Source organism: Microbacterium sp. UBA3486, from assembly GCF_002377845.1.
In the GTDB taxonomy this organism is placed as follows: domain Bacteria; phylum Actinomycetota; class Actinomycetes; order Actinomycetales; family Microbacteriaceae; genus Microbacterium; species Microbacterium maritypicum_A.
Genome location: NZ_DFQP01000056.1, coordinates 1 through 21,095 on the forward strand (window position 1 = coordinate 1; position 21,095 = coordinate 21,095).

Sequence of the window (21,095 nt, forward strand, 5' to 3'; positions counted from 1 at the left end):
CGACCGTGGCGGCGCCGAGCTCGCGACCACGCCGCACACCCCAGTCGCCCGCGCGCACGCGGCGGTCGCCGTCGGGCACGAAGCGGAGGGCGGCGAGCATCAGTCCGACCGCATGGTCGGCGACCGCGTCGGCGTTGGCACCGGGGGTGTTGGTCACCGGGATGCCGCGGTCGCGCGCGGCGTCGAGATCGACGGACTCGGTGCCGACACCATAGCGGGCGACGACCTTGAGCTTCGGGGCCGCGGCGAGATGCGCGTCGGTGACGGACCCGGTGCCGGCTATCCAGGCGTCGGCACCGTGCAGCAGCGACCGCAGCTCGTCGAGGTCGTGGTGGGCAGGCCCGCGCAGGATGCGGTGACCCGCCTGCGCCGCGCGCTCGACCAGGTCGAGGTCGCCGTCGGAGAACGAGCGGCTGGTGACGAGGATGACGCCCATCAGCGCGGCCGTCCGGCGAACCACGGCGCGAGAGCCGTGTAGGCGTCGGCGAAGCGGGCGTGCCGCTCGGCATAGACGGCGTGACGTGCCGCATCCGGAATGAACTCGGCCGTGACCTCGCTCAGGGCGCGGGCGGCCGAGAAGTCGGTGAGGCCGAGCCCGACCGCGGCGGTCACCGCGGCGCCGAGGCTGTTCGCCTCTTCGACGATCGTCCGGCGGCGCACGGGCACACCCCACACGTCGGCGAGCACCGAGAGGTACACGTCGCTCTGGGCTCCGCCGCCGACCGCGTCGATGCGGTCGATCACGGCGCCGGCTTCGCGGAACGCCTGGATGCAGCTGAGCAGGTTGAACGCGGTGCCCTCCAGCACGGCCCGCACGAGGTGCGCCCTGGCGTGGTGGCGGGCGAGGCCGACGAATGCGCCCCGCGCCTCCGGATCCCACATCGGAGAGCGCTCGCCGAGCAGATAAGGGAGGAAGTAGAGATCGTCGGTGTCGACGTCGGCGGAGGCCTTGGCCGTCAGTCGTCCGGTCTCGGGGTGCGCCGGATCGGGGGAGAGGGCCTCGGCGATCCACTGCACCGAGGCGCCGCCGGCCTGCATGGTGGCGGTCGGCACGAACGAGCCTGGCACGACGTTGTCGAATGTGAAGGTACGCATCGCAGGGTCGTGCAGCGGGGCGTCGGCCGCGAACGAGATCCACGACGATGTGCCCAGGCAGACGTAGGGGCCGTCCTCCGGCGCGACGACACCCGAGCCGACGGCGGCCATCGGGCCGTCGCCGCCGCCCATCACCACACGCACGCTCGCGGGGAGGCCGAGGGCGTCGGCTGCGGCATCCGTCAACGTGCCGGCGATCTGCGTGGATTCCAGGATCTCGGGGAACAACGCCGGGTCGAGGCGCGCAGCCTGCAGCACCTCGTCCGACCACGTGCCCGCGGCCTGGTCGTAGGCGTTCGTGCCCGACGCGTCGGAGCGATCGGTCGCGAGGCGCCCGGTCAGGCGCAGCACGATGAAGTCCTTCGCGACGCAGACGCGTCGCACGCGCGCCCAGGTGTCGGGCTCGTTGTCGCGCACCCACATGACCTTCTCGACGGAGTAGGTGGGGTTGAGGCGGTGGCCCAGGATGCCGTACGCGCGTTCGGCGCCGATCGCGGCCTCGAGCTCGCGCTGCTGCGCGCCGGCCCTGGTGTCGGCCCAGATGATCGCCGGGCGTGCGGGTTCACCATGGGCGTCGAGCAGCACGGCACCCATCATCTGGCCGCTCACCACGAGTCCGGCGATGTCGGTCGGGGCCGTGCCGGTGCGGGCGATCAGATCGCGCGTGGCGGCGACGACCGCATCCCACCAGTCGGCGGGATCCTGCTCGGCGACCCCGCCCGCGGCGAAGTGCGCGGGGTAGGGGACGGTGACCGAGGTGACGAGACGGCCGTCATCGTGGTGCAGCGACGCCTTGTTCCCGGTGGTGCCCAGGTCGTGCGCGATGATCATGGCCGGAGCCTATTCCGCGTAAGGACGCAGGTCGACGCCGGAGGCTCCGCGGTAGGCGCGCGAGCCCATGCCGTGCTCCAGCACCCAGCCGTAGTCGTGTCCTGCTCCTCCCGGGTACACCGCGAGGAAGGCGTAGGGCTCGTCGCCGGTGTTGACGGAACGGTGAGCCCAGCCCGGAGGGATGTAGCCGATCGTGCCAGGGAGCATGTCGAGCCACTCGGTGCGCTCGCCGTCGAACATCAGCAGTCCGCCCTGCCCCTTCAACGCCAGGTAGATCTCGCCCTGGTGGTCCGGGTGCTGGTGGCCCTTGGTCATCCAGAGCTCGCCGGAGGTGTCGCCGGGCATGATCGTGGTGATCGACTGCGGCAGCTCGCGGTCGATCTCGGGCACGGGGGAGCTGACGACCGTGTAGACCACGGGGTTCGCGCCGGCCGATGCCGCAGCCCAGGCATCTGCGTCGAGGAAGAGCCCCTCGAGGTCGGACATCCGCCGGGTGAGGGTCGGCCCCTCGGGGGAGAGCGTGAGCTTTTCGGCGTCGAAGGCGATCGCCATCGGAGAGATCGGCGGGGTATGGAACTCGGGCATCGGTGCTCCTCGTAACGGTGCTGCGGCGCTGCGCAACCTGTAATGACAGGTTCACTGTACCTGTTATGACAGGTGGCGTCCAGAGCGGATCGCTCCCGCGCGCGATCCGCGGCGCGCATCTGCGCACGGTGCGGCGGTCGGCGGTGGTCCTCCGGTCGCAGTTGGTGCCGGCTGCTGGTCCTCCGGTCGCGGTTGGTGCCGGTTACTGCTGCTCCGGTCGCAGTTGGTGCCGCCTGATCGGGAAAAACCCGGCAGGAAGTGCGACCGGAACGCGGGGGTCAGCCGGGGCCGGAACGCGGGGTCAGCCGGGGCCGGAGCGCGCAGCCGGGGGGAAGGCGTCGGAGTCAGTGCCGGGTCACTCGGCCGCGAGTCTCGCTCGGTAGGCGGCGACGGCGTTGCGGTTCGCGCACGTGGTCGAGCAGTACCGCTTCGAGCGGTTGCGCGAGAGGTCGAGGGCGATCGATCGGCAGGTGTCGTCCTCGCACACGGTGAGACGCGACCCCTCGTCGGCGCGGATGACGTCGATCAGGGCCATCGCGGTCTCGATCAGGATGCGCTCGGCGAAGGGCTGCTCGTCGGCGACGGCGTGCAGGTGCCAGTCCACGCCGTCATGCCGGCGCAGAGCCGGGGTGAGGCGTGATTCCGCAAGGGCGTCGTTGACGTGCGCGGCCATCTCGTCGCGCGGTGCCAGCAGCATGGTGCGCAGGCGTGGACGCAGCTCGCGCAGCGACGCCACCTCGAGCTCGTCGCGGTCGAGGCGCCCGGTGTACGGGAACTCGCGGAGGAACGTGTCTTCATCGTCGAGGTCGGTCAGTGTGTCTGGCTGTTCGGCGGAGTTCACCAGCCAGACGGCGGACCGCAGCGCCTCCTCCGTGTCATCGGTGAAGATCATATTGACATCTTACAGCGCGCGCGAGTAGCGTCATCGATCATGAGCACGGTGAGCAGTGACAGGGCGGTCGCGTCCGCCCGCGGGGTGCGCCTCGGGCTGCCGCTGGCGATCGCCGCGGCTTTCGCCTTCGGAATGTCGGGTGGATGGGCGCGCGGGCTCATCGATGCGGGATGGACGCCCGGTGCCGCGGTCACCGCGCGCATCTGGGTCGCCGCGCTCGTACTGCTGATCCCCGCGATCCTGTCCCTGCGCGGACGGTGGGGGCTGCTGCGGCGCAACGCGGGCATGATCCTCGCCTATGGACTGCTGGCAGTCGCCGCGACCCAGCTCTTCTACTTCCAGGCCGTCGCGGTCATGGATGTCGGACTGGCGCTGCTCATCGAGTACACCGCTCCGATCGCGGTGCTGCTGTGGCTCTGGTTGCGGCGGGGGGAGCGTCCGACACGACGGAGCATCATCGGTGCGGCCATCGCCTTCGTCGGACTGGTGCTCATGCTCGACATCCTCACCGGCGCCGACGTCAACGTGGCCGGCATCCTGTGGGCGCTCGGGGCCATGGTGGGGGCGGCGACGTACTTCGTGCTCTCGGCCAAAGCCGACACGGGGCTGCCGCCGATCGCTCTCGCCGGCAGCGGTCTGCTGCTCGGCGCGCTCGGGCTCACCGTGGCCGGCGCGATCGGTGTGCTGCCGATCCGGTGGACGACCGACGACATCGCCTACCGGTTCGGCAGTGTGCCCTGGTTCGTGCCGGTGCTGGCGATGGGCGTCGTCGCGACCGCGCTCGCGTACCTGCTCGGCATCGCCTCGACGCGGATGCTGGGGTCGCGACTCGCCTCGTTCGTGGCGCTCGCCGAGGTGGTCGCCGCGCTCCTGTTCGGCTGGCTGCTGCTCGGACAGCTCCCCGACCTGCTGCAGGCTCTCGGTGGCGTGCTGGTGCTCGTGGGTGTGGTGGTCGTCAAGCTGGGCGAACCCGCGGCGCCGGAGTTCGTGGAGCCGGTGCCTGTGGGGCCGGTGCCTGTGGAGCCGGTGCCCGCGGCCGATAATGTATACGGGAAGCAGGCCGAGGACGAGTTCTGAGCCCGCAGCCTGGGTTTATGTATACACTGAAGGCATGACCATCGCCGTCGAACGCACCTCCGCAAGTGATCGTGCGTACGCGGCCCTGCTCGACGACATCCAGTCCGGCACGCTGGCAGCCGGCGTCGTGCTCGGCGAGGTCGAGCAGGCCGAGCGGCTGGGCGTCAGCCGCACGCCGATGCGCGAAGCGCTCCGGCGCCTCATCGCCGACGGGCTCGTCGTGCAGCAGTCGCCGCGGGTCACCGTGGTGGCGGGTCTCGATGCCGACGACATTCGTTCCCTCTTCGAGATCCGCCGCGCCCTCGAGGAGAGCTCCGCCCGTCTCGCCGCCGCCAGAGGAGACGCGCAGCTCTTCGCGGCACTCGCGGACGAGTTCGCACATGTCGATCTCGACGCCGTCGAGGGACGCGACGCGTACTACGCCCTGATCGCCCGCTTCGATGCCGCGCTCGATGCGGCCGTCGCCAACGACTACATCGCCTCGGCGCTGCGCACCGTGCGCACGCACCTCGTGCGCGTGCGTCGGATGGCCCGGGACAAGCCCGCCCGCCTCGCCGCCTCCGCCGCAGAGCACCGCACCATCGCCGAGGCGCTCGCCGCGCGCGACGGCGACCTCGCCGCCCACGCCACGCACGTGCACCTGCACAACGCGCTCGCCGGCATCCTCGATTCGCTCGACCCCCGCACCACCGTCGACCCCCGCACCAGTGAAGGATAAGAAATGACTGTCACCCACCACGTCCGCGTGCACCGCAGCGACGAGAACCTCGCCAGGGAAGACCAGCTCGCCTGGAAGATCGCCCAGGTCGCCGCCGATCAGGTCGAGGTCGAGCAGGACGTCGTCGACATGATCATCAACCGCATCATCGACAACGCCTCGGTGGCGGCGGCCTCCCTCACCCGCGCCCCGATCAACGCGGCCCGCGCGCAGGCGTTCAGCCATCCTGTCTCCACCGGCGGCGTCGGAGCGAACCTCTTCGGTGCCGCCCTCGACCACCGCACCAGCCCCGAGTGGGCGGCCTGGGCCAACGGTGTGGCCGTGCGCGAGCTCGACTATCACGACACCTTCCTCGCGGCGGAGTACTCGCACCCCGGCGACAACATTCCGCCGATCCTCGCGGTCGCACAGCACACCGGCAAGGACGGCCGGGCGCTCGTGCGCGGCATCGCCACCGGCTACGAGATCCAGATGGACCTGGTGCGCGCGATCTGCCTGCACAAGCACAAGATCGATCACGTCGCCCACCTCGGCCCGTCTGCCGCGGCCGGCATCGGCACCCTCCTCGGGCTCGACGTCGAGACCATCTACCAGGCCGTCGGCCAGGCGCTGCACACCACGACCGCGACGCGTCAGAGCCGCAAGGGCGAGATCTCGACCTGGAAGGCGCACGCTCCGGCCTTCGCCGGCAAGATGGCCGTCGAAGCCGTCGACCGGGCGATGCGCGGACAGACCAGTCCCGCCCCGATCTATGAGGGCGAAGACGGTGTGATCGCCTGGATGCTCGACGGCAAGGACGCGGCGTACGACGTGCCGTTGCCCGCCGCCGGCGAGCCCAAGCGCGCGATCCTCGACTCGTACACGAAGGAGCACTCGGCCGAGTACCAGGCGCAGGCGCTCATCGACCTCGCCCGCAAGCTCGGCATCGAGAACCCGGCGCTGCGCGACCCCGCGAACATCGATCAGATCGTGATCCACACCAGCCACCACACCCACAACGTGATCGGCTCCGGCGCGAACGACCCGCAGAAGTACGACCCGACCGCTTCGCGCGAGACGCTCGACCACTCGGTGCCGTACATCTTCGCGGTGGCGCTGCAGGATGGCGGGTGGCACCACGTCGACTCCTACGCCCCCGAGCGCGCGGGCCGCGCCGATACCGTCGCGCTGTGGCACAAGATCACCACCGCCGAAGACGCGGAGTGGACCCGCCGCTATCACTCGGAGGACCCGGCTGAGAAGGCGTTCGGCGGTCGCGTCGAGATCCGCCTGACCGACGGCTCGACAGTGGTCGACGAGATCGCCGTGGCCGACGCGCACCCGCTGGGAGCACGCCCGTTCGCCCGCGAGAACTACATCGCGAAGTTCCGTCTGCTGGCAGAGCCCGTGCTCGAGCCGGCCGAGATCGAGCGGTTCCTCGCCCTCGTGCAGCGTCTGCCCGAGCTGACGGCTGCCGAGGTCGGTGAGCTGTCGATCGTCGCGAAGCCCGGCCTGCTCGAGGCCGCACCCACGCCGGCAGGACTGTTCTGATGCTGTACTCCAGCGTCACCCCCGCCGAGAAGCGGCGGCTGTTCCGTGAGCGGCTCGCGAGCGGTGAACTGTTGCGCTTCCCCGGCGCGTTCAACCCGCTGAGCGCCCGCCTGATCGAGCAGAAGGGCTTCGACGGCGTCTACATCTCCGGCGCCGTGCTCTCCGCCGACCTGGGACTGCCCGACATCGGTCTGACCACGTTGACCGAGGTCGCCGGACGCGCGAAGCAGATCGCCCGCATGACCGACCTCCCCGCGATCGTCGACGCCGACACCGGCTTCGGCGAGCCGATGAACGTCGCCCGCACGATCCAGGAGCTCGAGGACGCGGGCCTGGCCGGCACGCACATCGAGGACCAGATCAACCCGAAGCGCTGCGGCCACCTCGACGGCAAGGCCGTGGTCGACGAGAACACCGCGATCAAGCGCATCCGTGCCGCCGCCGACGCCCGTCGTGACGAGAACTTCCTCATCATGGCGCGCACCGACATCCGGGCGGTCGAGGGGCTGGACGCGGCGATCGACCGCGCGAAGGCCCTGGTGGATGCCGGTGCCGACGCGGTGTTCCCCGAGGCGATGCGCACGCTCGCCGAGTTCGAGGGCATGGCCGAGGCGCTCGACGTGCCGATCCTGGCGAACATGACCGAGTTCGGCAAGAGCGAGCTCTTCTCGGTCGACCAGCTGCGCGACGCGGGAGTGAACCTGGTCATCTGGCCGGTGTCGCTGCTGCGCATCTCGATGGGGGCTGCGGGCCGCGCACTGGATACTCTGAACGAGGAGGGGCATCTGACCTCGAAGCTCGGCGAGATGCAGCATCGCGCCGATCTCTACGATCTGATCGACTACGAGTCGTACAACCACTTCGACTCCGGCGTCTTCAACTTCACCATCACGAAGGAGTGACCATGACCGAGCCGGACATCAAGAAGGGCCTCGCGGGAGTCGTCGTCGACACGACCGCGATTTCGAAGGTCAACCCCGAGACGAACAGCCTCCTGTACCGCGGCTACCCGGTGCAGGAGCTGGCCGACACGCAGCCGTTCGAAGCCGTCGCGTACCTGTTGTGGAACGGTGAGCTGCCCACGCCCGAGGAGCTCGCGGCGTTCCGGTTGGAGGAGCGGAAGCACCGTGCGCTGGCCGACAACGTCAAGACCGCGATCGATCTGGTGCCGTTGGACGCGCACCCGATGGACGAAGTACGCACCGCGGTCAGCCTGATCGGCGCCTCCGATCCCGGTGCCGGCGGCTCGGTGCTCGATGCAGGCGGCAGTCCGGAGCAGAACCTCGAGCGCAGCATCCGCCTGTTCGCCGCCCTCCCGGCGATCGTCGCCTACGGTCAGCGGCGCCGTCGTGGCCAGGAGCTCATCGCGCCGCGCGACGACCTCGACTACTCGGCGAACTTCCTCTGGATGACCTTCGGCGAAGAGGCGGACGACGTGGTGGTCGACGCGTTCAACCGCTCGATGATCCTGTACGCCGAGCACTCCTTCAACGCCTCGACGTTCACGGCGCGCGTGATCACCTCGACCCTGAGCGACATCTACTCGGCGGTGGTCGGTGCGATCGGCGCTCTCAAGGGCCCGCTGCACGGTGGCGCCAACGAAGCCGTGCTGCACATCTTCGATGACATCGGCACGGCCGACAACGTGGTGCCGTGGCTCGACAAAGCGCTCGCCGAGAAGCGCAAGATCATGGGCTTCGGGCACCGCGTCTACAAGAAGGGCGACTCTCGGGTGCCGACCATGAAGGCCGCGCTCGACACCCTCGTGGAGCACTACGACCGCCCCGAGGTCGCCGCTCTCTACGATGCGCTCGAGTCGGAGTTCGTCGCGCGCAAGGGCATCTACCCGAACCTCGACTACCCCTCAGGGCCCGCGTACAACCTGATCGGCTTCGACACCCTGACCTTCACGCCGCTGTTCGTCGCGGCGCGGGTGACGGGGTGGACGGCTCACGTGATCGAGCAGGCCGGGGCGAACGCGTTGATCCGTCCGCTGTCCTTCTACGACGGTCCCGACGAGCGGCACGTCCCCGCCTGACCTCCGCGTTCCCATCGCCTGAATGGCTCCGTCTCCGCCCGGGATGGAGCCATTCGCGCGATTCGGGGCTGTAGCGTGCCGGCAGCCCGGGGTCAAGCGGATGCGCCGGGGAGCGCGACCGGAGTAAGACCGTATCCGGGACGAACGCGCGTCCCGGACGAAGGAGGGTCCATGTCCGCATCCGACACCACCGTCAAGGAGGTCCGCTCGCTCGTTCCCGCACGCATGGACCGGCTGCCCTGGTCGCGATTCCACTGGCTGATCGTCGTGGGACTCGGATTCTCGTGGATCCTCGACGGCCTCGAAGTGCAGATCGTCGCCGCCAACGGCTACGCCGCGACGCTCGGGATGGGACCGGCCGAGGTGGGACTCGCCGGTACGTGCTACCTGCTCGGGCAGGTGTTCGGAGCGCTCTTCTTCGGACGCCTCACCGATCGCCTCGGACGCAAGAAGCTGTTCCTCGTCTCGCTCGCGGTGTACCTCGTCGGATCCGCGGTGGCCGGTCTCGCCTTCGCGCCCTGGTTCTTCTACATCTGGCGGTTCGTCGCGGGTGCCGGCATCGGCGGCGAGTATGCGGCGATCAACTCGGCGATCGACGAGATCATCCCGGCGAAGTACCGTGGCCGCGTCGACATCGCGATCAACGGCACCTATTGGGGCGGCGCGGCGCTCGGTGCCGTGGCGAACGTGTTCTTCCTGAACACCGACATCTTCCCTGAGGACATCGGCTGGCGACTCAGCTTCTTCCTCGGTCCGGTTCTCGGGATTCTGCTCATCTGGATGCGCCGACACATCCCGGAGAGCCCGAGATGGCAGATGACCCACGGGCGCGAGGAGGCGGCGGAGCGCAACGTCGACGAGATCGAGGAGCGCATCCGCAAGGAGGGGAAGACGATCCCTCCGGTCGACGAGAGCAAGGCGATCACGGTCAAGGAGTACGGCCGTGTGCCGTTCCTCGTCATCGCGAAGGTGCTGTTCCGCAAGTATCCCCGGCGCACGCTGGTGGGCATCACGATGATGGTGACGCAGTCGTTCCTGTACAACGCGATCTTCTTCACGTACGCGCTGGTGCTCGAGAACTTCTACGACACCCCACCGGCGTCGGCATCGCAGTACTTCATCGTGTTCGCGGTCGGAAACCTCGCCGGCGCGCTCATCCTCGGGCACTTCTTCGACACCTGGGGTCGGCGGCGGATGCTGTTCGGCACGTACATGCTCGCCGGCCTCATCCTTCTCGTGAGCGCCTTCCTGTTCAACGCCGGAGTGCTCAACGCCGCGACGCACACGGCATTCTGGTGCGCCTCGTTCTTCTTCGCCTCGGCCGGCGCCTCCGCGGCCTACCTGACGGTCAGCGAGATCTTCCCGCTGGAGCTCCGGAGCCAGGTCATCTCGTACATCTTCTCGATCGGGCAGCTGGTCGGAGCGATCGCGCCGGTGCTCTACGGCGCCCTGATCGGTCAGAGCGCCGAGAGCGGGGACCGGGGTCCGCTGTTCTGGGGCTACGTGCTCGGCGCGGCGATCATGATGTTCGGAGGTATCGTCTGCGGGGTCTTCGGGATCAGCGCCGCGGGGAAGTCGCTGGAAGACATCGCGGATCCGCTCTCGCTGGTGGAGTCCGGGGGGAAGGCGAAGGCGAGCGGCAGGGAATCGGGGGCCTGAGCAGAACCGGCGCCGCGATGATCGCGGCGCCGGCGACGGCTCAGGAGAGCGCCGCGATGAGCGCGCGGGCGGCGGATGCCGATGACTGCGGGTTCTGACCGGTGATGAGCAGGCCGTCGATCACGGTGTTGTCGCTCCACGGGGCGGCGATGTCGAGCTCGGCGCCCCGGGCCCGCAGTTCGCTCTCGAGCAGGAAGGGTGCGCGGTCGGCGAGGCCGCCGATGCGCTCCTCCTCATCGGTGAACCCGGTGATGCGGCGTCCGGCCACGACCGATTCTCCGGCTGCGGTGCGGGCAGGAAGCAGGGCGGCCAGTCCGTGGCAGACGGCCGCGAGCGGGCGGCCGGCGGCGAGCGTCGCCGTGATCAGCGCGGCCGAGTCCTCGTCGACCGCGAGGTCCTGCATCGGACCGTGCCCGCCGGGGTAGTAGACGGCGTCGTAGTCCGCGGGGTCGACGTCGGCCAGGATCAGCGGGGCGGCGAGCTGATGGATCGCGGCGATCGCTTCGGCGTCGCCCTCGGAGAGGCTGGACGCATCGGCGACGGGGGCGACGCCGCCCGGCGTCGCGAACGACACCGAGTGACCCGCGTCGCGCAGCGCGCGATAGGGAGTGAGCAGCTCCTCGGCCCAGTAACCGGTCGGGTGCGCGGTGCCGTCGGTGAGGGTCCAGGTGCGGGCGGCGGTGACGACGAAGAGAACAGAGGACATGCGTGCTCCAGAGGGGTCGGACGGCAGACGCCGTGCAGGATGCGATATCGAGGACAACGGACAGCTCTCGCCTCCGATTCCGATAGATTTCCGATATGAGTGATCGGAATGGCGATGGGTTGCGTGACCTCGCGCTGTGGCGCACCTTCCTCGCCGCGCACCGCTCCGGGTCGGTGTCGGCGGCGGCGCGCACGCTGGGAGTCGCCCAGTCCTCGGTGACGACGCAGCTGCAGGCTCTGGAGCGGAGCATCGGGGAGCCTCTCTTCGTCCGTCACGCGCGGGGGATCCTCCCGACCCCTCGCGCCGATGACCTGGCTGCGCGCCTGTCCGGTCCGCTCGACGCGCTCGCCCTCGCCCTCGGAAGCCCGTCGCCGACCGAGGCGCCCCCGATGCGGATCGGCGGCGCAGCGGAGTTCGTCGAGCGGGTGCTGATGCCCGCGCTGGCGTCGATGATCGCGGAGGGGCAACGGATCACGGTCGCCGCGGGGCTCGCGGAAGACCTGCTCGATCAGCTCCGTGCCGGAAGCCTCGACCTCGTGATCTCCGCCGTCCGACCGAAGGGCCGCGCCCTCCCTTCTGCGGCCCTCGTCGATGAGGACTTCGTGCTCGTCGCGGCCCCTTCCCTCGGTCTCGCTCCTTCGTCCGCGCTCGCACCGGGCGACCTCGACACCGTCCCCCTTCTCGCCTACGCCCACGACGTACCGATCCTGCGGCGGTACTGGCGGCATGCGTTCGGCATTCGACTCGAGCGCGAGCCCGCGCTGATCGTGTCCGACCTCCGGGCGCTCGCCGCCGCAGCCGTCGCCGGAGCGGGAATCACGGTGCTGCCGACCTATCTGATCGCCGAGGAGCTCGCCGACGGTCGGCTGGTCGTGCTGCGCGAGACCGACGATCCGCCGATCAACACCCTCTACCTGGTGCGCCGGCCAGGTCCGCTCGCGGCTGCGGTGGCCGAGATCGATCGGGCGCTGCGGGGAGCCGTCGCGTGACGGATGAGGAAGAGGTGCGGCGCCTCAGCGGGTGAGCCAGCTCCGCAGCGAACGGGTCACGAACGGCAGCACCCAGTAGGCCATGATCGGCGTGAGCACGAGAGTGGTGACGAGCACGCGCAGCCAGATCGGCAGCTCGTTCCAGCCCGGCACAGGGCTCATCGCGTAGGTGAAGGCCAGGTTCACGGGGAAGAAACCGAGCCAGATCGAGGTGGCCTGCTTCCAGCGCGGCGGAGCGGGCGCGACCGTGACGGTCTCGGTGCTGCCGTCGGACGCGGGGAGCGTGATCGTCCCGGTCGTCGGCTCGTCGAACCACCCCTCGATTCCGGTGCGACGCTTGGAGCGCTCGCTGCGCACGAAGCCCTCGCCCATCGACAACCACCATGCCCGCTCGGCCGACTGCTCCCAGGCGGTGAGCGAATCCTCGCTCGCGAAGCGGTAGAGCATGTGCCAGACCTGCGAGTCCTCGCCGGCGCGCACCCAGCCCGAGCCGAGGAAGCCCGGATACTTCGTCGCGAGGTTCACCCCCGTCTGCACCCAGGCGGTCGCCTCGACGATGCGCTCGGGGTCGACTTCGCGGCGGATGGACACGGTGAGGGGTTCGGACATGGTGCGGTCCTCGGGGGAACGGGCGTCCGGGGTGAGGACGCCGAAGCGGATGCGCCAGGGGTGGCAGCGCACCGTCGATTCTAATTCGGATGCGGCGTGGTCCAGGCCGTCGCCGCCCGAACGAGGAGGACCCCCGCCGACCCGATTCGGCGGGGGTCTCGCGGCGTGGGAGCCGCGACGGGAGCGAGAGCGCTCACCGTGCGCGCGGTAGACGTGACACCCGATCCGGTCTGAGTCTCTGTCCGCGCACCTGCAGTTGTACCCGGGCGAGATGACGCGGTGGTGAACGAGACGCGAACAACCTCGATCACGAGCCGAGCGGCGCGCATCGGCAGATACAAGGATGTCCTAGTAAATATCCGGTACTCCGAGTAAACTCCCCAATGTGCCAACGACGGCACGGAGGGATGTCACACAATGACTCGTACTATCCCGCACTTCGTGGGCGGATCGCTTCTCACTCCCGACTCGGGTCGCTTCGCCGACGTGTTCGATCCGAGCACCGGAGCGGTGCAGGCCCGTGTGCCCCTGGCCTCGGCCGACGAGGTACGTCGCGTGATCGCGAACGCCGAAGAGGCGCAGGTCGCATGGGCGGCGACCAATCCGCAGAAGCGCGCTCGTGTGCTGTTGCGGTTCCTCGACCTGGTGCAGCAGGAGATGACGTCGCTGGCCGAGCTGCTCGCGAGCGAGCACGGCAAGACGGTCGACGACGCGAAGGGCGACATCCAGCGGGGTCTCGAGGTCATCGAATTCTCCGCCGGCGCTCCGCACCTGCTCAAGGGCGAGTACTCCACCGGCGCCGGAACCGGCATCGACGTCTATTCGATGCGCCAGCCGCTCGGGGTCGTCGCCGCGATCACCCCCTTCAACTTCCCCGCGATGATCCCGCTGTGGAAGGCGGGGCCCGCTCTCGCCGCCGGCAATGCGGTGGTGCTCAAGCCCAGCGAGCGCGATCCCTCGGTGCCGGTGCGCATCGCCGAGCTGTTCCTCGAGGCGGGCCTCCCCGCCGGCGTCCTCAACGTGGTCCACGGCGACAAGGAGGCCGTCGACACCCTGCTCACGGACGACCGCATCCGCGCGGTCGGCTTCGTCGGTTCGACCCCGATCGCCGAGTACATCTACGCGACGGCCGCGGCCCACGGCAAGCGGGCGCAGTGCTTCGGCGGAGCGAAGAACCACATGATCGTGATGCCCGATGCCGACCTCGACCAGGCCGTCGACGCACTGATCGGCTCCGGCTACGGCTCGGCGGGTGAGCGCTGCATGGCCATCTCGGTCGCGGTGCCGGTGGGGCAGGAGACGGCGGACGCCCTCGCGGCCAAGCTCACCGAACGTGTCGCCCAGCTCCGGGTCGGCCCCTCTCTCGCACCCGACGTCGACTACGGGCCCCTGGTCACGCGAGCCGCCGTCGAACGGGTCGAAGGCTACATCCAGCAGGGGGTCGACGAGGGGGCGACGCTCCTCGCCGACGGCCGGGGCTTCACGGTCGACGGGCACGAGGAGGGCTTCTACCTCGGCCCGACGCTGTTCGACCACGTCACCACCGACATGGCGATCTACCGCGAGGAGATCTTCGGCCCTGTCCTGGTGATCGCCCGCGCCGCCGACTACGAGGAGGCGCTGCGCATGGCCTCGGAGCACGAGTACGGCAACGGCGTCGCGATCTTCACGCGCGACGGTGACGCCGCCCGCGACTTCGCGGCCCGTGTCGAGGTCGGGATGGTCGGCGTGAACGTGCCGATCCCGGTCCCGATCGCGTACTACACGTTCGGCGGCTGGAAGCGCAGCGGATTCGGCGACCTCAACCAGCACGGAACCGACGCCTTCCGGTTCTACACGAAGACCAAGACGGTGACGAGCCGGTGGCCCGCGGCAGGCATCCGCGATGGAGCCAGCTTCGTCATCCCGACCATGCACTAGCCCCGGACACCTCCCACAAGGAATCACGATGACCATGACCACCGTCACCACCACCGCCGAGGAGCGCGAGGCGATCATCGGCGCCGTCCGCGAGTTCGCCGAGACCGAGCTCGCCCCCTACGCCGCCGAGCGCGATGAGAAGCACCTGTTCCCGAGGGAGTCGCTGAACCGTGCCGGCGAGCTCGGCCTCGGCGGCATCTACGTCGACGAGGAGTTCGGTGGCAGCGGCCTCAGCCGCCTCGACACCGTGGCGATCTTCGAGGAGCTCGCGAAGGGCGACCCCGCCGTCGCGGCCTACATCTCCATCCACAACATGGTGGTCTGGATGATCGACACCTACGGCGACGACACACAGCGCGGCGAATGGCTGCCGAAGCTCACCGCCATGTCCGAGTTCGGCGGCTACTGCCTCACCGAGCCGGGCGCGGGGTCGGATGCCGCGAACATCGCGACCAGCGCGGTGCGCGACGGCGACCATTTCGTGCTCACCGGGGTGAAGCAGTTCATCTCCGGAGCCGGGGAGGCCGCCGTCTACGTCGTGATGGCGCGCACGGGGGAGCCGGGAGCACGCGGCATCAGCGCGTTCCTCGTCCCGGGCGATTCCGAAGCGCTGAGCTTCGGCGCACCGGAGAAGAAGATGGGCTGGCACGCTCAGCCCACCCGTCAGGTGATCCTCGACGGTGTCCGGGTTCCGGCGTCCGCCATGCTCGGTGATGAGGGCCGCGGCTTCGCGATCGCGATGTCGGCGCTCAACGGCGGACGGCTCAACATCGCCGCCTGCTCGCTGGGCGGCGCGCAGTGGGCGCTCGACAAGGCCGTGCAGTACGTGCATGAGCGGATGGCGTTCGGAGAGCCGCTGGCCGAGAAGCAGTCGATCCTGTTCGCGATCGCCGACATGCGCACCGACCTGCACGCCGCACGCCTCATGGTGCGTGACGGCGCGCAGGCGGTCGACGAGCACGCTCCCGATGCGACGATGCGCTGCGCCATGGCCAAGCGCTTCGCGACCGATGCCGGGTTCGACGTCGCCAACCGCGCCCTTCAGCTGCACGGCGGCTACGGCTACCTGCAGGACTACGGGATCGAGAAGGTGGTCCGCGATCTGCGCGTGCACCAGATCCTGGAAGGGACGAACGAGATCATGCGACTGATCGTCGGGCGCGAGATGCTGCGACCTGCGGGTTCCGCGTCGGTCCAGCGCAGCGGCGGGGATCAGACGCGGAGCGCATCATGAACGCCTCCTCGTCGAAGGCGGTCGTCGCGTTCCTCGGCCTGGGCCACATGGGACTGCCGATGGCGAAGAACCTCGTCGAAGCCGGTCACGAGGTGCACGGCTTCGACCTCGTCCCCGCCGCCGTCGAGGCGGCGCGGGTGGCCGGCATCCGCGTGGCCCCGAGCGGCGCGGACGCGGTGTCCGAGGCCGACGTCGTCATCACGATGTTCCCCGCCGGAAAGCACGTCATCGAGGCCTATCGCACGGAACTGCTGGCGGCGGCCCGACCCGGCACGCTCTTCATCGAATCCTCCACGATCGCCGTCGACGAAGCGCGCGCTGCACACGCTCTCGCGCTCGCCGCCGGTCACCGCAACGTCGATGCTCCGGTGTCGGGCGGAGTGGTCGGTGCGGAGAACGGCACGCTCGCGTTCATGGTCGGCGGCTCGGACGAGGACTTCGCCGCGGCGTTGCCGCTGCTCGAGATCATGGGAAAGCGCATCGTGCACTGCGGCGGTCCCGGACTCGGACAGGCGGCCAAGGTCTGCAACAACATGGTGCTCGCGGTCTCGCAGATCGCGGTCGCCGAAGCGTTCGTGCTGGGGGAGCGGCTCGGACTCGAGCATCAGGCGCTCTTCGACGTCGTCTCGCAGGCCTCGGGCCAGTGCTGGTCGATCACCACGAACTGCCCCGTGCCGGGCCCGGTGCCCACGAGCCCGGCCAATCGCGACTACCAGCCGGGCTTCGCCGGCGCGCTGATGGCCAAGGATCTCGGGCTCGCGTTGCAGGCGATCGAGCAGACCTCGACCGATGCGCGCATGGGCCGGCTCGCCCAGGAGATCTACGCCGTCTTCGCGGCCGGCGACGGCGCGACGCGAGACTTCTCCGGCATCATCACCGACATCCGCGACGACCGCGTGTGATGATCGGTACTTCGACGGAGAGGGCGACATGACCGAGTACGAGACGATCCTGGTCGAGCAGCGCGGACGGGTGGGGTGGATCACCCTGAACCGCCCGGAAGCGCTGAACGCGTTGAACAGTCGGCTCGCGGAGGAGGTCACCGCAGCGGCGCTCGCCTTCGATGCGGACGAGGGCGTCGGTGCGATCGTCGTCACCGGCTCCGAGAAGGCCTTCGCCGCCGGTGCAGACATCAAGGAGATGGAGGGCATGTCCGCGGCGCAGATGCTGGAGACCGATCACTTCGGTGTCTGGCACGACTTCGCGGCCGTGCGCACACCCGTGATCGCTGCGGTCTCCGGCTTCGCCCTGGGCGGGGGATGCGAGCTGGCGATGATGTGCGACATCATCCTCGCGGCCGACAACGCCAAGTTCGGGCAGCCCGAGATCAACCTCGGAGTGATCCCCGGGATGGGCGGTACGCAGCGCCTGATCCGTGCGGTCGGATACTACAAGGCGGCCGAGCTGGTGCTGTCCGGGCGCTTCATGGGCGCAGAGGAGGCGGAGCGTTCCGGGCTCGTGTCGCGCGTGGTGCCGGCATCCGATCTCCTCGCCGAGGCGACGACGCTGGCCGACACGATCGCTTCCAAGTCGCTGCCGTCGGTGTACGCCGCGAAGGCCGCGCTCGATACCGCGATGGAGACGACCCTCGCCGAGGGGCTGGCTCACGAGAAGCAGGCGTTCGCCGCGCTGTTCGACACCGCGGACCAGAAGGAGGGCATGTCGGCCTTCCGGGAGAAGCGGGCGCCCGACTTCCAGAACCGCTGAGCGTGTGACGAGACGAGTGCCTGACGAGATGTCTGCCGGAATCGGGGCGCAGTCAGCCGCGGAGCGCGTCGACGATCTTCGTGATGCGACGTTCGCGAGTCGCCTCCTGCTTCGCTTCGGCCACGCTCCTCGCGTGCTCTTTGCGTGCGGTGTACGACAGGGCGTCGAAGGCGGTGCGCAGCGCGGGGTCGGCGTCCAGGGCCGCGGCGAGCTCGGCCGGAACGTCGACCGTGCGCTCGGCGGAGTCCACCCGGATCACGGCGTCGATCTCCTGGTCGATCTCGAGTCCGAGGTCGGCGCGCACGGCCTTGCTGAAACCGATCATGTTCTCGCTGCCCATCCGCGCCAGACGCAGGCGGGCGGTGCGTCCGCCGATCGTGACGGCGACCGGGAACGCCTTGCCGGCGCCGAGAGAGGCCACCTGCTCGTCGCTGAGGAGGATCGCCGCAGCGGGGCCGCGGCCGGTGAGGACGGTGTGCAGGCGCAGTTCGCTCATGCCGAAAGGGTACGCCCGGGCTCCTCGAACTCCGCGGCGAGAATCGCGTTGCGCTCCATGATGAGGCGGCGCATGTACCCGCCGAGGAACATCGCGTCGACGATTCGGCCGAGCGGGCCGAACGGCGAGCGGAAGGTCACGGTGTCGTGCATGAGCGTGCCGGCCGGATGCTCCTCGAAACGGTGCTCGTGCAGGAATGCCGCGAACGGACCGGAGATCTGCCGATCCGAGAACGCGTGGGGAGGATCGATGTCGAAGACGATCGAGCGCAGGCGGAAGGGGATGCCGAAGTGGCGTGCCCGCCAGGTCGCGGTGGTCCCCTCGGTGAACACGCCGCCGGCCGGCGCCTCGACCATGGTCTCGCCGAACCGGGCCATGCTCTTCACGTGCAGTGCCGGGTCGAGAGATGCGGCGAACACCTCGGCAGGAGGCGCGCTGATGATCGTCTCGAGCGAGAACCGGGGCATGTCAGAGGGCTTCGGGCTGCGGACGCGGATCGGCGAAGTCGCCGGCGTCCTTGCGCAGCCGGGCGACGATCGCGACGAGCTCGGCGGCGTCGTCGCGGCTCAGACCGGGTTCGGCGAACACGTCGGCGTTGAGAGCCTGTGTGGCGCGCTCGACCAGTTCCCGGCCGGACTCCGTCAGCACGAGCAGCGCAGCGCGTCCGTCATGGGGGTGCGGCTCACGCGCGACCAGACCGTCGCGCACCAGGCGCTCCGCCGTGCTCGTCACGGTGGTCGGGTGCACCTGGAGGCGGGCGACCACGCTCGACAGGGGCAGGCTGCCGGCGCGGCTGAAAGCCAGCAGACGCAGCACCTCGTAGCGGGCGAAGCTCAGAGCGAAGGGCTTCAGGGCCGCGTCGACACGGGCGAGCAGCAGCTGCTGGGCCCGCATGACCGAAGTGACCAGGGCCATGCCGTCCGCGGCATCCGTCCAGCCGTGCGCGAGCCACTGCCGCTTCGCCTCGGCGAGCGGATCGATGGGGAGCGGACGGGGTCGGGCCATTTCTCTACGGTAGTGGCGCGAGCGCGGGGGGCGGCGACGGCGCGCGACGCATCCGGTGTGGACATCCATGAGTCTCAGTCGCAGGTGAGCTGGAACTCAGTATCGCGGTCTAGAATTGCAGCAGTCGTGAGGAGCAATCGATGAAGATCTTCGTCCTGGTCAAAGAGGTGCCGGACACCTATGGCGATCGCAAGCTGAATCTCGAGACCGGCCTCGCCGATCGTGCGGCGGGTGACGTGGTCCTCGACGAGATCACGGAGCGGGCGCTCGAAGTGGCGCTCAGCTACGCCGACAAGAACGACGGCACCGAGGTGGTGGCGGTCTCGATGGCTCCGGAGGGCTCGACCGCATCCGTGCGCCGGGCGCTCGCGATCGGTGCGGGCTCGGCCGTGCACATCGCCGACGAGCAGCTCGTCGGCGCCGACCTCGGTCTCACCGCCGAGGTCCTCGCCGCCGCGATCCGCCGCGGCGCCCCCGACCTCGTGATCACGGGCAACCTGTCGACCGACGGTTCCGGCGGCGTCATTCCCGCGATGTTGGCCGAACACCTCGGATTCGCGCAGGCCACCGCGCTCACGTCGGTCGAGATCACCGCCGACGGCGTCTCGGGCGTCCGTGGCTCGGATGCCGGCAGCCAGCCGGTCTCGGCGCCGCTGCCCGCCGTGATCTCGATCACCGAGGCGCTTCCCGACGCGAGGTTCCCCAACTTCAAGGGCATCATGGCGGCCAAGAAGAAGCCGCTCGAGGTGCTCGCGCTCGCCGACCTCGACGTTTCGGCCGATCCGTCCGTCGCTCCGCGCACCATCATGACCACTGTGTCGGAGAAGCCCCCGCGGGCGGCCGGCGTGAAGATCACCGATGAGGGTGACGCGGCCGACAAGCTCGTCGACTACCTCGTGCAGAACAGGCTGGTGTGAGATGACATCCTCCGAGAACCCGATCCTCGTCCTCGTCGACGTCGACCCCTCCGGCTACGTCGCGAGCAGCACGGCGGCGCTCATCGGCGCGGCTTCGACGATCGGCACGCCGGTCGCGCTGATCGTGGGCGGCAGTCCGGCCGCGGTGGATCAGGCCGCTGCGGCGGGTGCATCGGTGGTGCTGACCGCCGACGGTGAGCCGACGGCATTGACCGTGCCGATCGTGGACGCCCTGCAGGCGGCCGCCGCCCAGGTGCGCCCCGACGCCGTGCTGATCTCGAACTCGATCTCCGGACGCGACGTGGCCGGACGATTCGCGGTGCGCACGAAGAGCGCACTGTCGGTCGACGCGGTCGGAGTGTCACGCGATGACGATGGTGTCGTCGCCCACCACTCGGTCTACGGCGGGGCCTACCTCGTCGATTCGGCACCCACGTTCGGCACTCCGGTGATCACGGTGCGCCAGGGCGCGGTGGACGCGCGCGCCGAGGCCGTGCCGTCGCACTCGGTCGAGGTGCTCGACGTCACCCCGTCCGGTGCGGTCGCGGCGACGGCCGGTCCGGTCGAGGCGGTCGAGGTCGCCTCGTCCCGTCCCGACCTGCGCGGAGCCACGCGTGTGGTCTCCGGCGGTCGAGGTCTCGCCTCGAAGGAGAAGTTCGTGCTCGTCGAAGAGCTCGCCGATGCGCTCGGTGCCGCGGTGGGTGCTTCCAGGGCCGCCGTCGACGCGGGGTACATCCCGCAGTCGCATCAGGTCGGCCAGACCGGTGTCTCGGTGTCGCCGCAGCTGTATGTCGCCCTCGGCATATCCGGCGCCATCCAGCATCGTGCCGGCATGCAGACGTCGAAGAACATCGTCGCGATCAACAAGGACCCCGAGGCGCCGATCTTCGACGTGGCGGACTTCGGGATCGTCGGCGACGTGTTCGCGGTGGTGCCGCAGGTGATCGCCGCCCTCGAGGCGCGGAAGAAGTAGCCATGGCGACGCGGATGCTGCGACGCGGTCTGCCGCGTGTACCGGGCGGGGAGCCCTGGCCCCCCGCCGATGCGGCGGCTGTGGAGGAGCCGGCGGTTGCCGTGGCACCCGAGG

21 protein-coding genes and 1 pseudogene are annotated in these 21,095 nt (G+C 69.6%); 13 read left to right on the forward strand and 9 right to left on the reverse strand.

Annotated elements, in window-relative coordinates; translation table 11 throughout:
• The 4 genes and pseudogenes from B2869_RS07995 to B2869_RS08010 all read right to left on the reverse strand — a co-directional run.
• A pseudogene (locus tag B2869_RS07995) lies at nucleotides 1-460 on the reverse strand (hydroxyacid dehydrogenase); the annotation flags it as partial.
• Nucleotides 436-1,926: a xylulokinase gene (gene xylB / locus B2869_RS08000; protein ID WP_292764801.1), complete on the reverse strand. Its 1,491-nt coding sequence runs from the start codon at nucleotides 1,924-1,926 to the stop codon at nucleotides 436-438. The gene xylB and the pseudogene B2869_RS07995, both read right to left, overlap by 25 nt.
• A 9-nt stretch (nucleotides 1,927-1,935) precedes the next feature.
• On the reverse strand, nucleotides 1,936-2,511 hold the full coding sequence (locus B2869_RS08005; protein ID WP_292764804.1) for a glucose-6-phosphate isomerase family protein: 576 nt from the start codon (nucleotides 2,509-2,511) through the stop codon (nucleotides 1,936-1,938).
• A 355-nt stretch (nucleotides 2,512-2,866) separates the two neighbouring features.
• Nucleotides 2,867-3,403, reverse strand: a complete 537-nt coding sequence (locus B2869_RS08010; protein WP_021200323.1) for a CGNR zinc finger domain-containing protein — start codon at nucleotides 3,401-3,403, stop codon at nucleotides 2,867-2,869.
• A 39-nt stretch (nucleotides 3,404-3,442) separates the two neighbouring features.
• On the opposite strand from B2869_RS08010, the gene B2869_RS08015 reads away from it, so the two are divergent.
• The 6 genes from B2869_RS08015 (at nucleotide 3,443) to B2869_RS08040 (ending at nucleotide 10,425) form a co-directional block, all read left to right on the forward strand.
• Nucleotides 3,443-4,480 carry an EamA family transporter gene (locus B2869_RS08015; protein WP_292764807.1) on the forward strand — a complete coding sequence of 346 codons (1,038 nt, stop codon included), beginning with the start codon at nucleotides 3,443-3,445 and terminating at the stop codon, nucleotides 4,478-4,480.
• A gap of 34 nt (nucleotides 4,481-4,514) precedes the next feature.
• Entirely contained in the window at nucleotides 4,515-5,198 is a 684-nt protein-coding gene (locus B2869_RS08020) for a GntR family transcriptional regulator (protein WP_096359634.1), read from the forward strand.
• 3 nt (nucleotides 5,199-5,201) lie between these two features.
• Entirely contained in the window at nucleotides 5,202-6,728 is a 1,527-nt protein-coding gene (locus tag B2869_RS08025) for an MmgE/PrpD family protein (RefSeq protein WP_292764816.1), read from the forward strand.
• A complete protein-coding gene (gene prpB, locus B2869_RS08030) occupies nucleotides 6,728-7,630 on the forward strand; it encodes a methylisocitrate lyase (RefSeq protein WP_292764819.1) in 903 nt (300 codons plus the stop codon). Before B2869_RS08025 ends, prpB begins: the two co-directional genes overlap by 1 nt.
• Nucleotides 7,631-7,632: 2 nt before the next feature.
• The gene (locus B2869_RS08035) at nucleotides 7,633-8,766 is read left to right on the forward strand and encodes a bifunctional 2-methylcitrate synthase/citrate synthase (RefSeq protein WP_292764823.1); all 1,134 of its coding nucleotides are present in this window, start codon (nucleotides 7,633-7,635) and stop codon (nucleotides 8,764-8,766) included.
• 171 nt (nucleotides 8,767-8,937) lie between these two features.
• Nucleotides 8,938-10,425, forward strand: coding sequence for an MFS transporter (locus B2869_RS08040; protein ID WP_292764826.1), 1,488 nt, complete (start codon nucleotides 8,938-8,940; stop codon nucleotides 10,423-10,425).
• 40 nt (nucleotides 10,426-10,465) lie between these two features.
• On the opposite strand, the gene B2869_RS08045 is transcribed toward B2869_RS08040, so the two are convergent.
• Nucleotides 10,466-11,131: a type 1 glutamine amidotransferase domain-containing protein gene (locus B2869_RS08045; protein WP_021200330.1), complete on the reverse strand. Its 666-nt coding sequence runs from the start codon at nucleotides 11,129-11,131 to the stop codon at nucleotides 10,466-10,468.
• A gap of 95 nt (nucleotides 11,132-11,226) precedes the next feature.
• Between B2869_RS08045 and B2869_RS08050 the strand changes: the two genes are divergently transcribed.
• The gene (locus tag B2869_RS08050; protein ID WP_292764830.1) at nucleotides 11,227-12,120 is read left to right on the forward strand and encodes a LysR family transcriptional regulator; all 894 of its coding nucleotides are present in this window, start codon (nucleotides 11,227-11,229) and stop codon (nucleotides 12,118-12,120) included.
• Between the two features lie 24 nt (nucleotides 12,121-12,144).
• On the opposite strand, the gene B2869_RS08055 is transcribed toward B2869_RS08050, so the two are convergent.
• On the reverse strand, nucleotides 12,145-12,729 hold the full coding sequence (locus tag B2869_RS08055) for an antibiotic biosynthesis monooxygenase (protein ID WP_031207567.1): 585 nt from the start codon (nucleotides 12,727-12,729) through the stop codon (nucleotides 12,145-12,147).
• A gap of 417 nt (nucleotides 12,730-13,146) precedes the next feature.
• Between B2869_RS08055 and B2869_RS08060 the strand changes: the two genes are divergently transcribed.
• Genes B2869_RS08060 through B2869_RS08075 form a run of 4 tightly spaced genes read left to right on the forward strand, consistent with a single transcriptional unit; the run spans nucleotide 13,147 to nucleotide 17,590 of the window.
• Nucleotides 13,147-14,649, forward strand: a complete 1,503-nt coding sequence (locus B2869_RS08060) for a CoA-acylating methylmalonate-semialdehyde dehydrogenase (RefSeq protein WP_029259510.1) — start codon at nucleotides 13,147-13,149, stop codon at nucleotides 14,647-14,649.
• Nucleotides 14,650-14,677: 28 nt separating this feature from the next.
• Nucleotides 14,678-15,883: an acyl-CoA dehydrogenase family protein gene (locus B2869_RS08065; protein WP_029259511.1), complete on the forward strand. Its 1,206-nt coding sequence runs from the start codon at nucleotides 14,678-14,680 to the stop codon at nucleotides 15,881-15,883.
• Nucleotides 15,880-16,785, forward strand: a complete 906-nt coding sequence (mmsB, locus tag B2869_RS08070; protein WP_029259512.1) for a 3-hydroxyisobutyrate dehydrogenase — start codon at nucleotides 15,880-15,882, stop codon at nucleotides 16,783-16,785. The genes B2869_RS08065 and mmsB overlap by 4 nt, the downstream gene beginning before the upstream one ends.
• Nucleotides 16,786-16,813: 28 nt before the next feature.
• Nucleotides 16,814-17,590, forward strand: coding sequence for an enoyl-CoA hydratase-related protein (locus B2869_RS08075; protein ID WP_292764835.1), 777 nt, complete (start codon nucleotides 16,814-16,816; stop codon nucleotides 17,588-17,590).
• 52 nt (nucleotides 17,591-17,642) lie between these two features.
• Here B2869_RS08075 and B2869_RS08080 read toward each other — a convergent pair whose 3' ends face one another.
• From B2869_RS08080 to B2869_RS08090, 3 genes are read right to left on the reverse strand one after another with little or no spacing between them, the layout of a single operon-like run.
• Nucleotides 17,643-18,086, reverse strand: coding sequence for a YdeI/OmpD-associated family protein (locus B2869_RS08080; protein WP_021200337.1), 444 nt, complete (start codon nucleotides 18,084-18,086; stop codon nucleotides 17,643-17,645).
• Nucleotides 18,083-18,553 (reverse strand): SRPBCC family protein, encoded by a 471-nt coding sequence (locus B2869_RS08085; RefSeq protein WP_292764838.1) that lies wholly within the window; start codon nucleotides 18,551-18,553, stop codon nucleotides 18,083-18,085. Before B2869_RS08085 ends, B2869_RS08080 begins: the two co-directional genes overlap by 4 nt.
• A gap of 1 nt (nucleotide 18,554) precedes the next feature.
• Entirely contained in the window at nucleotides 18,555-19,091 is a 537-nt protein-coding gene (locus B2869_RS08090; protein WP_021200339.1) for a MarR family winged helix-turn-helix transcriptional regulator, read from the reverse strand.
• Between the two features lie 140 nt (nucleotides 19,092-19,231).
• Here B2869_RS08090 and B2869_RS08095 point away from each other — a divergent pair, with 140 nt between their 5' ends.
• Nucleotides 19,232-20,008: an electron transfer flavoprotein subunit beta/FixA family protein gene (locus B2869_RS08095; protein WP_021200340.1), complete on the forward strand. Its 777-nt coding sequence runs from the start codon at nucleotides 19,232-19,234 to the stop codon at nucleotides 20,006-20,008.
• Nucleotide 20,009: 1 nt separating this feature from the next.
• Nucleotides 20,010-20,981, forward strand: coding sequence for an electron transfer flavoprotein subunit alpha/FixB family protein (locus B2869_RS08100; RefSeq protein ID WP_029267748.1), 972 nt, complete (start codon nucleotides 20,010-20,012; stop codon nucleotides 20,979-20,981).
• The last annotated feature ends 114 nt before the right edge of the window (nucleotides 20,982-21,095 follow it).

Bases quoted from the DNA above. Each gene is read 5' to 3' on its own strand.
- xylB (WP_292764801.1), bottom strand. From the start codon at position 1,926: ATGATCATCGCGCACGACCTGGGCACCACCGGGAACAAGGCGTCGCTG.
- B2869_RS08005 (WP_292764804.1), bottom strand. From the start codon at position 2,511: ATGCCCGAGTTCCATACCCCGCCGATCTCTCCGATGGCGATCGCCTTC.
- B2869_RS08010 (WP_021200323.1), bottom strand. From the start codon at position 3,403: ATGATCTTCACCGATGACACGGAGGAGGCGCTGCGGTCCGCCGTCTGG.
- B2869_RS08015 (WP_292764807.1), top strand. From the start codon at position 3,443: ATGAGCACGGTGAGCAGTGACAGGGCGGTCGCGTCCGCCCGCGGGGTG.
- B2869_RS08020 (WP_096359634.1), top strand. From the start codon at position 4,515: ATGACCATCGCCGTCGAACGCACCTCCGCAAGTGATCGTGCGTACGCG.
- B2869_RS08025 (WP_292764816.1), top strand. From the start codon at position 5,202: ATGACTGTCACCCACCACGTCCGCGTGCACCGCAGCGACGAGAACCTC.
- prpB (WP_292764819.1), top strand. From the start codon at position 6,728: ATGCTGTACTCCAGCGTCACCCCCGCCGAGAAGCGGCGGCTGTTCCGT.
- B2869_RS08035 (WP_292764823.1), top strand. From the start codon at position 7,633: ATGACCGAGCCGGACATCAAGAAGGGCCTCGCGGGAGTCGTCGTCGAC.
- B2869_RS08040 (WP_292764826.1), top strand. From the start codon at position 8,938: ATGTCCGCATCCGACACCACCGTCAAGGAGGTCCGCTCGCTCGTTCCC.
- B2869_RS08045 (WP_021200330.1), bottom strand. From the start codon at position 11,131: ATGTCCTCTGTTCTCTTCGTCGTCACCGCCGCCCGCACCTGGACCCTC.
- B2869_RS08050 (WP_292764830.1), top strand. From the start codon at position 11,227: ATGAGTGATCGGAATGGCGATGGGTTGCGTGACCTCGCGCTGTGGCGC.
- B2869_RS08055 (WP_031207567.1), bottom strand. From the start codon at position 12,729: ATGTCCGAACCCCTCACCGTGTCCATCCGCCGCGAAGTCGACCCCGAG.
- B2869_RS08060 (WP_029259510.1), top strand. From the start codon at position 13,147: ATGACTCGTACTATCCCGCACTTCGTGGGCGGATCGCTTCTCACTCCC.
- B2869_RS08065 (WP_029259511.1), top strand. From the start codon at position 14,678: ATGACCATGACCACCGTCACCACCACCGCCGAGGAGCGCGAGGCGATC.
- mmsB (WP_029259512.1), top strand. From the start codon at position 15,880: ATGAACGCCTCCTCGTCGAAGGCGGTCGTCGCGTTCCTCGGCCTGGGC.
- B2869_RS08075 (WP_292764835.1), top strand. From the start codon at position 16,814: ATGACCGAGTACGAGACGATCCTGGTCGAGCAGCGCGGACGGGTGGGG.
- B2869_RS08080 (WP_021200337.1), bottom strand. From the start codon at position 18,086: ATGAGCGAACTGCGCCTGCACACCGTCCTCACCGGCCGCGGCCCCGCT.
- B2869_RS08085 (WP_292764838.1), bottom strand. From the start codon at position 18,553: ATGCCCCGGTTCTCGCTCGAGACGATCATCAGCGCGCCTCCTGCCGAG.
- B2869_RS08090 (WP_021200339.1), bottom strand. From the start codon at position 19,091: ATGGCCCGACCCCGTCCGCTCCCCATCGATCCGCTCGCCGAGGCGAAG.
- B2869_RS08095 (WP_021200340.1), top strand. From the start codon at position 19,232: ATGAAGATCTTCGTCCTGGTCAAAGAGGTGCCGGACACCTATGGCGAT.
- B2869_RS08100 (WP_029267748.1), top strand. From the start codon at position 20,010: ATGACATCCTCCGAGAACCCGATCCTCGTCCTCGTCGACGTCGACCCC.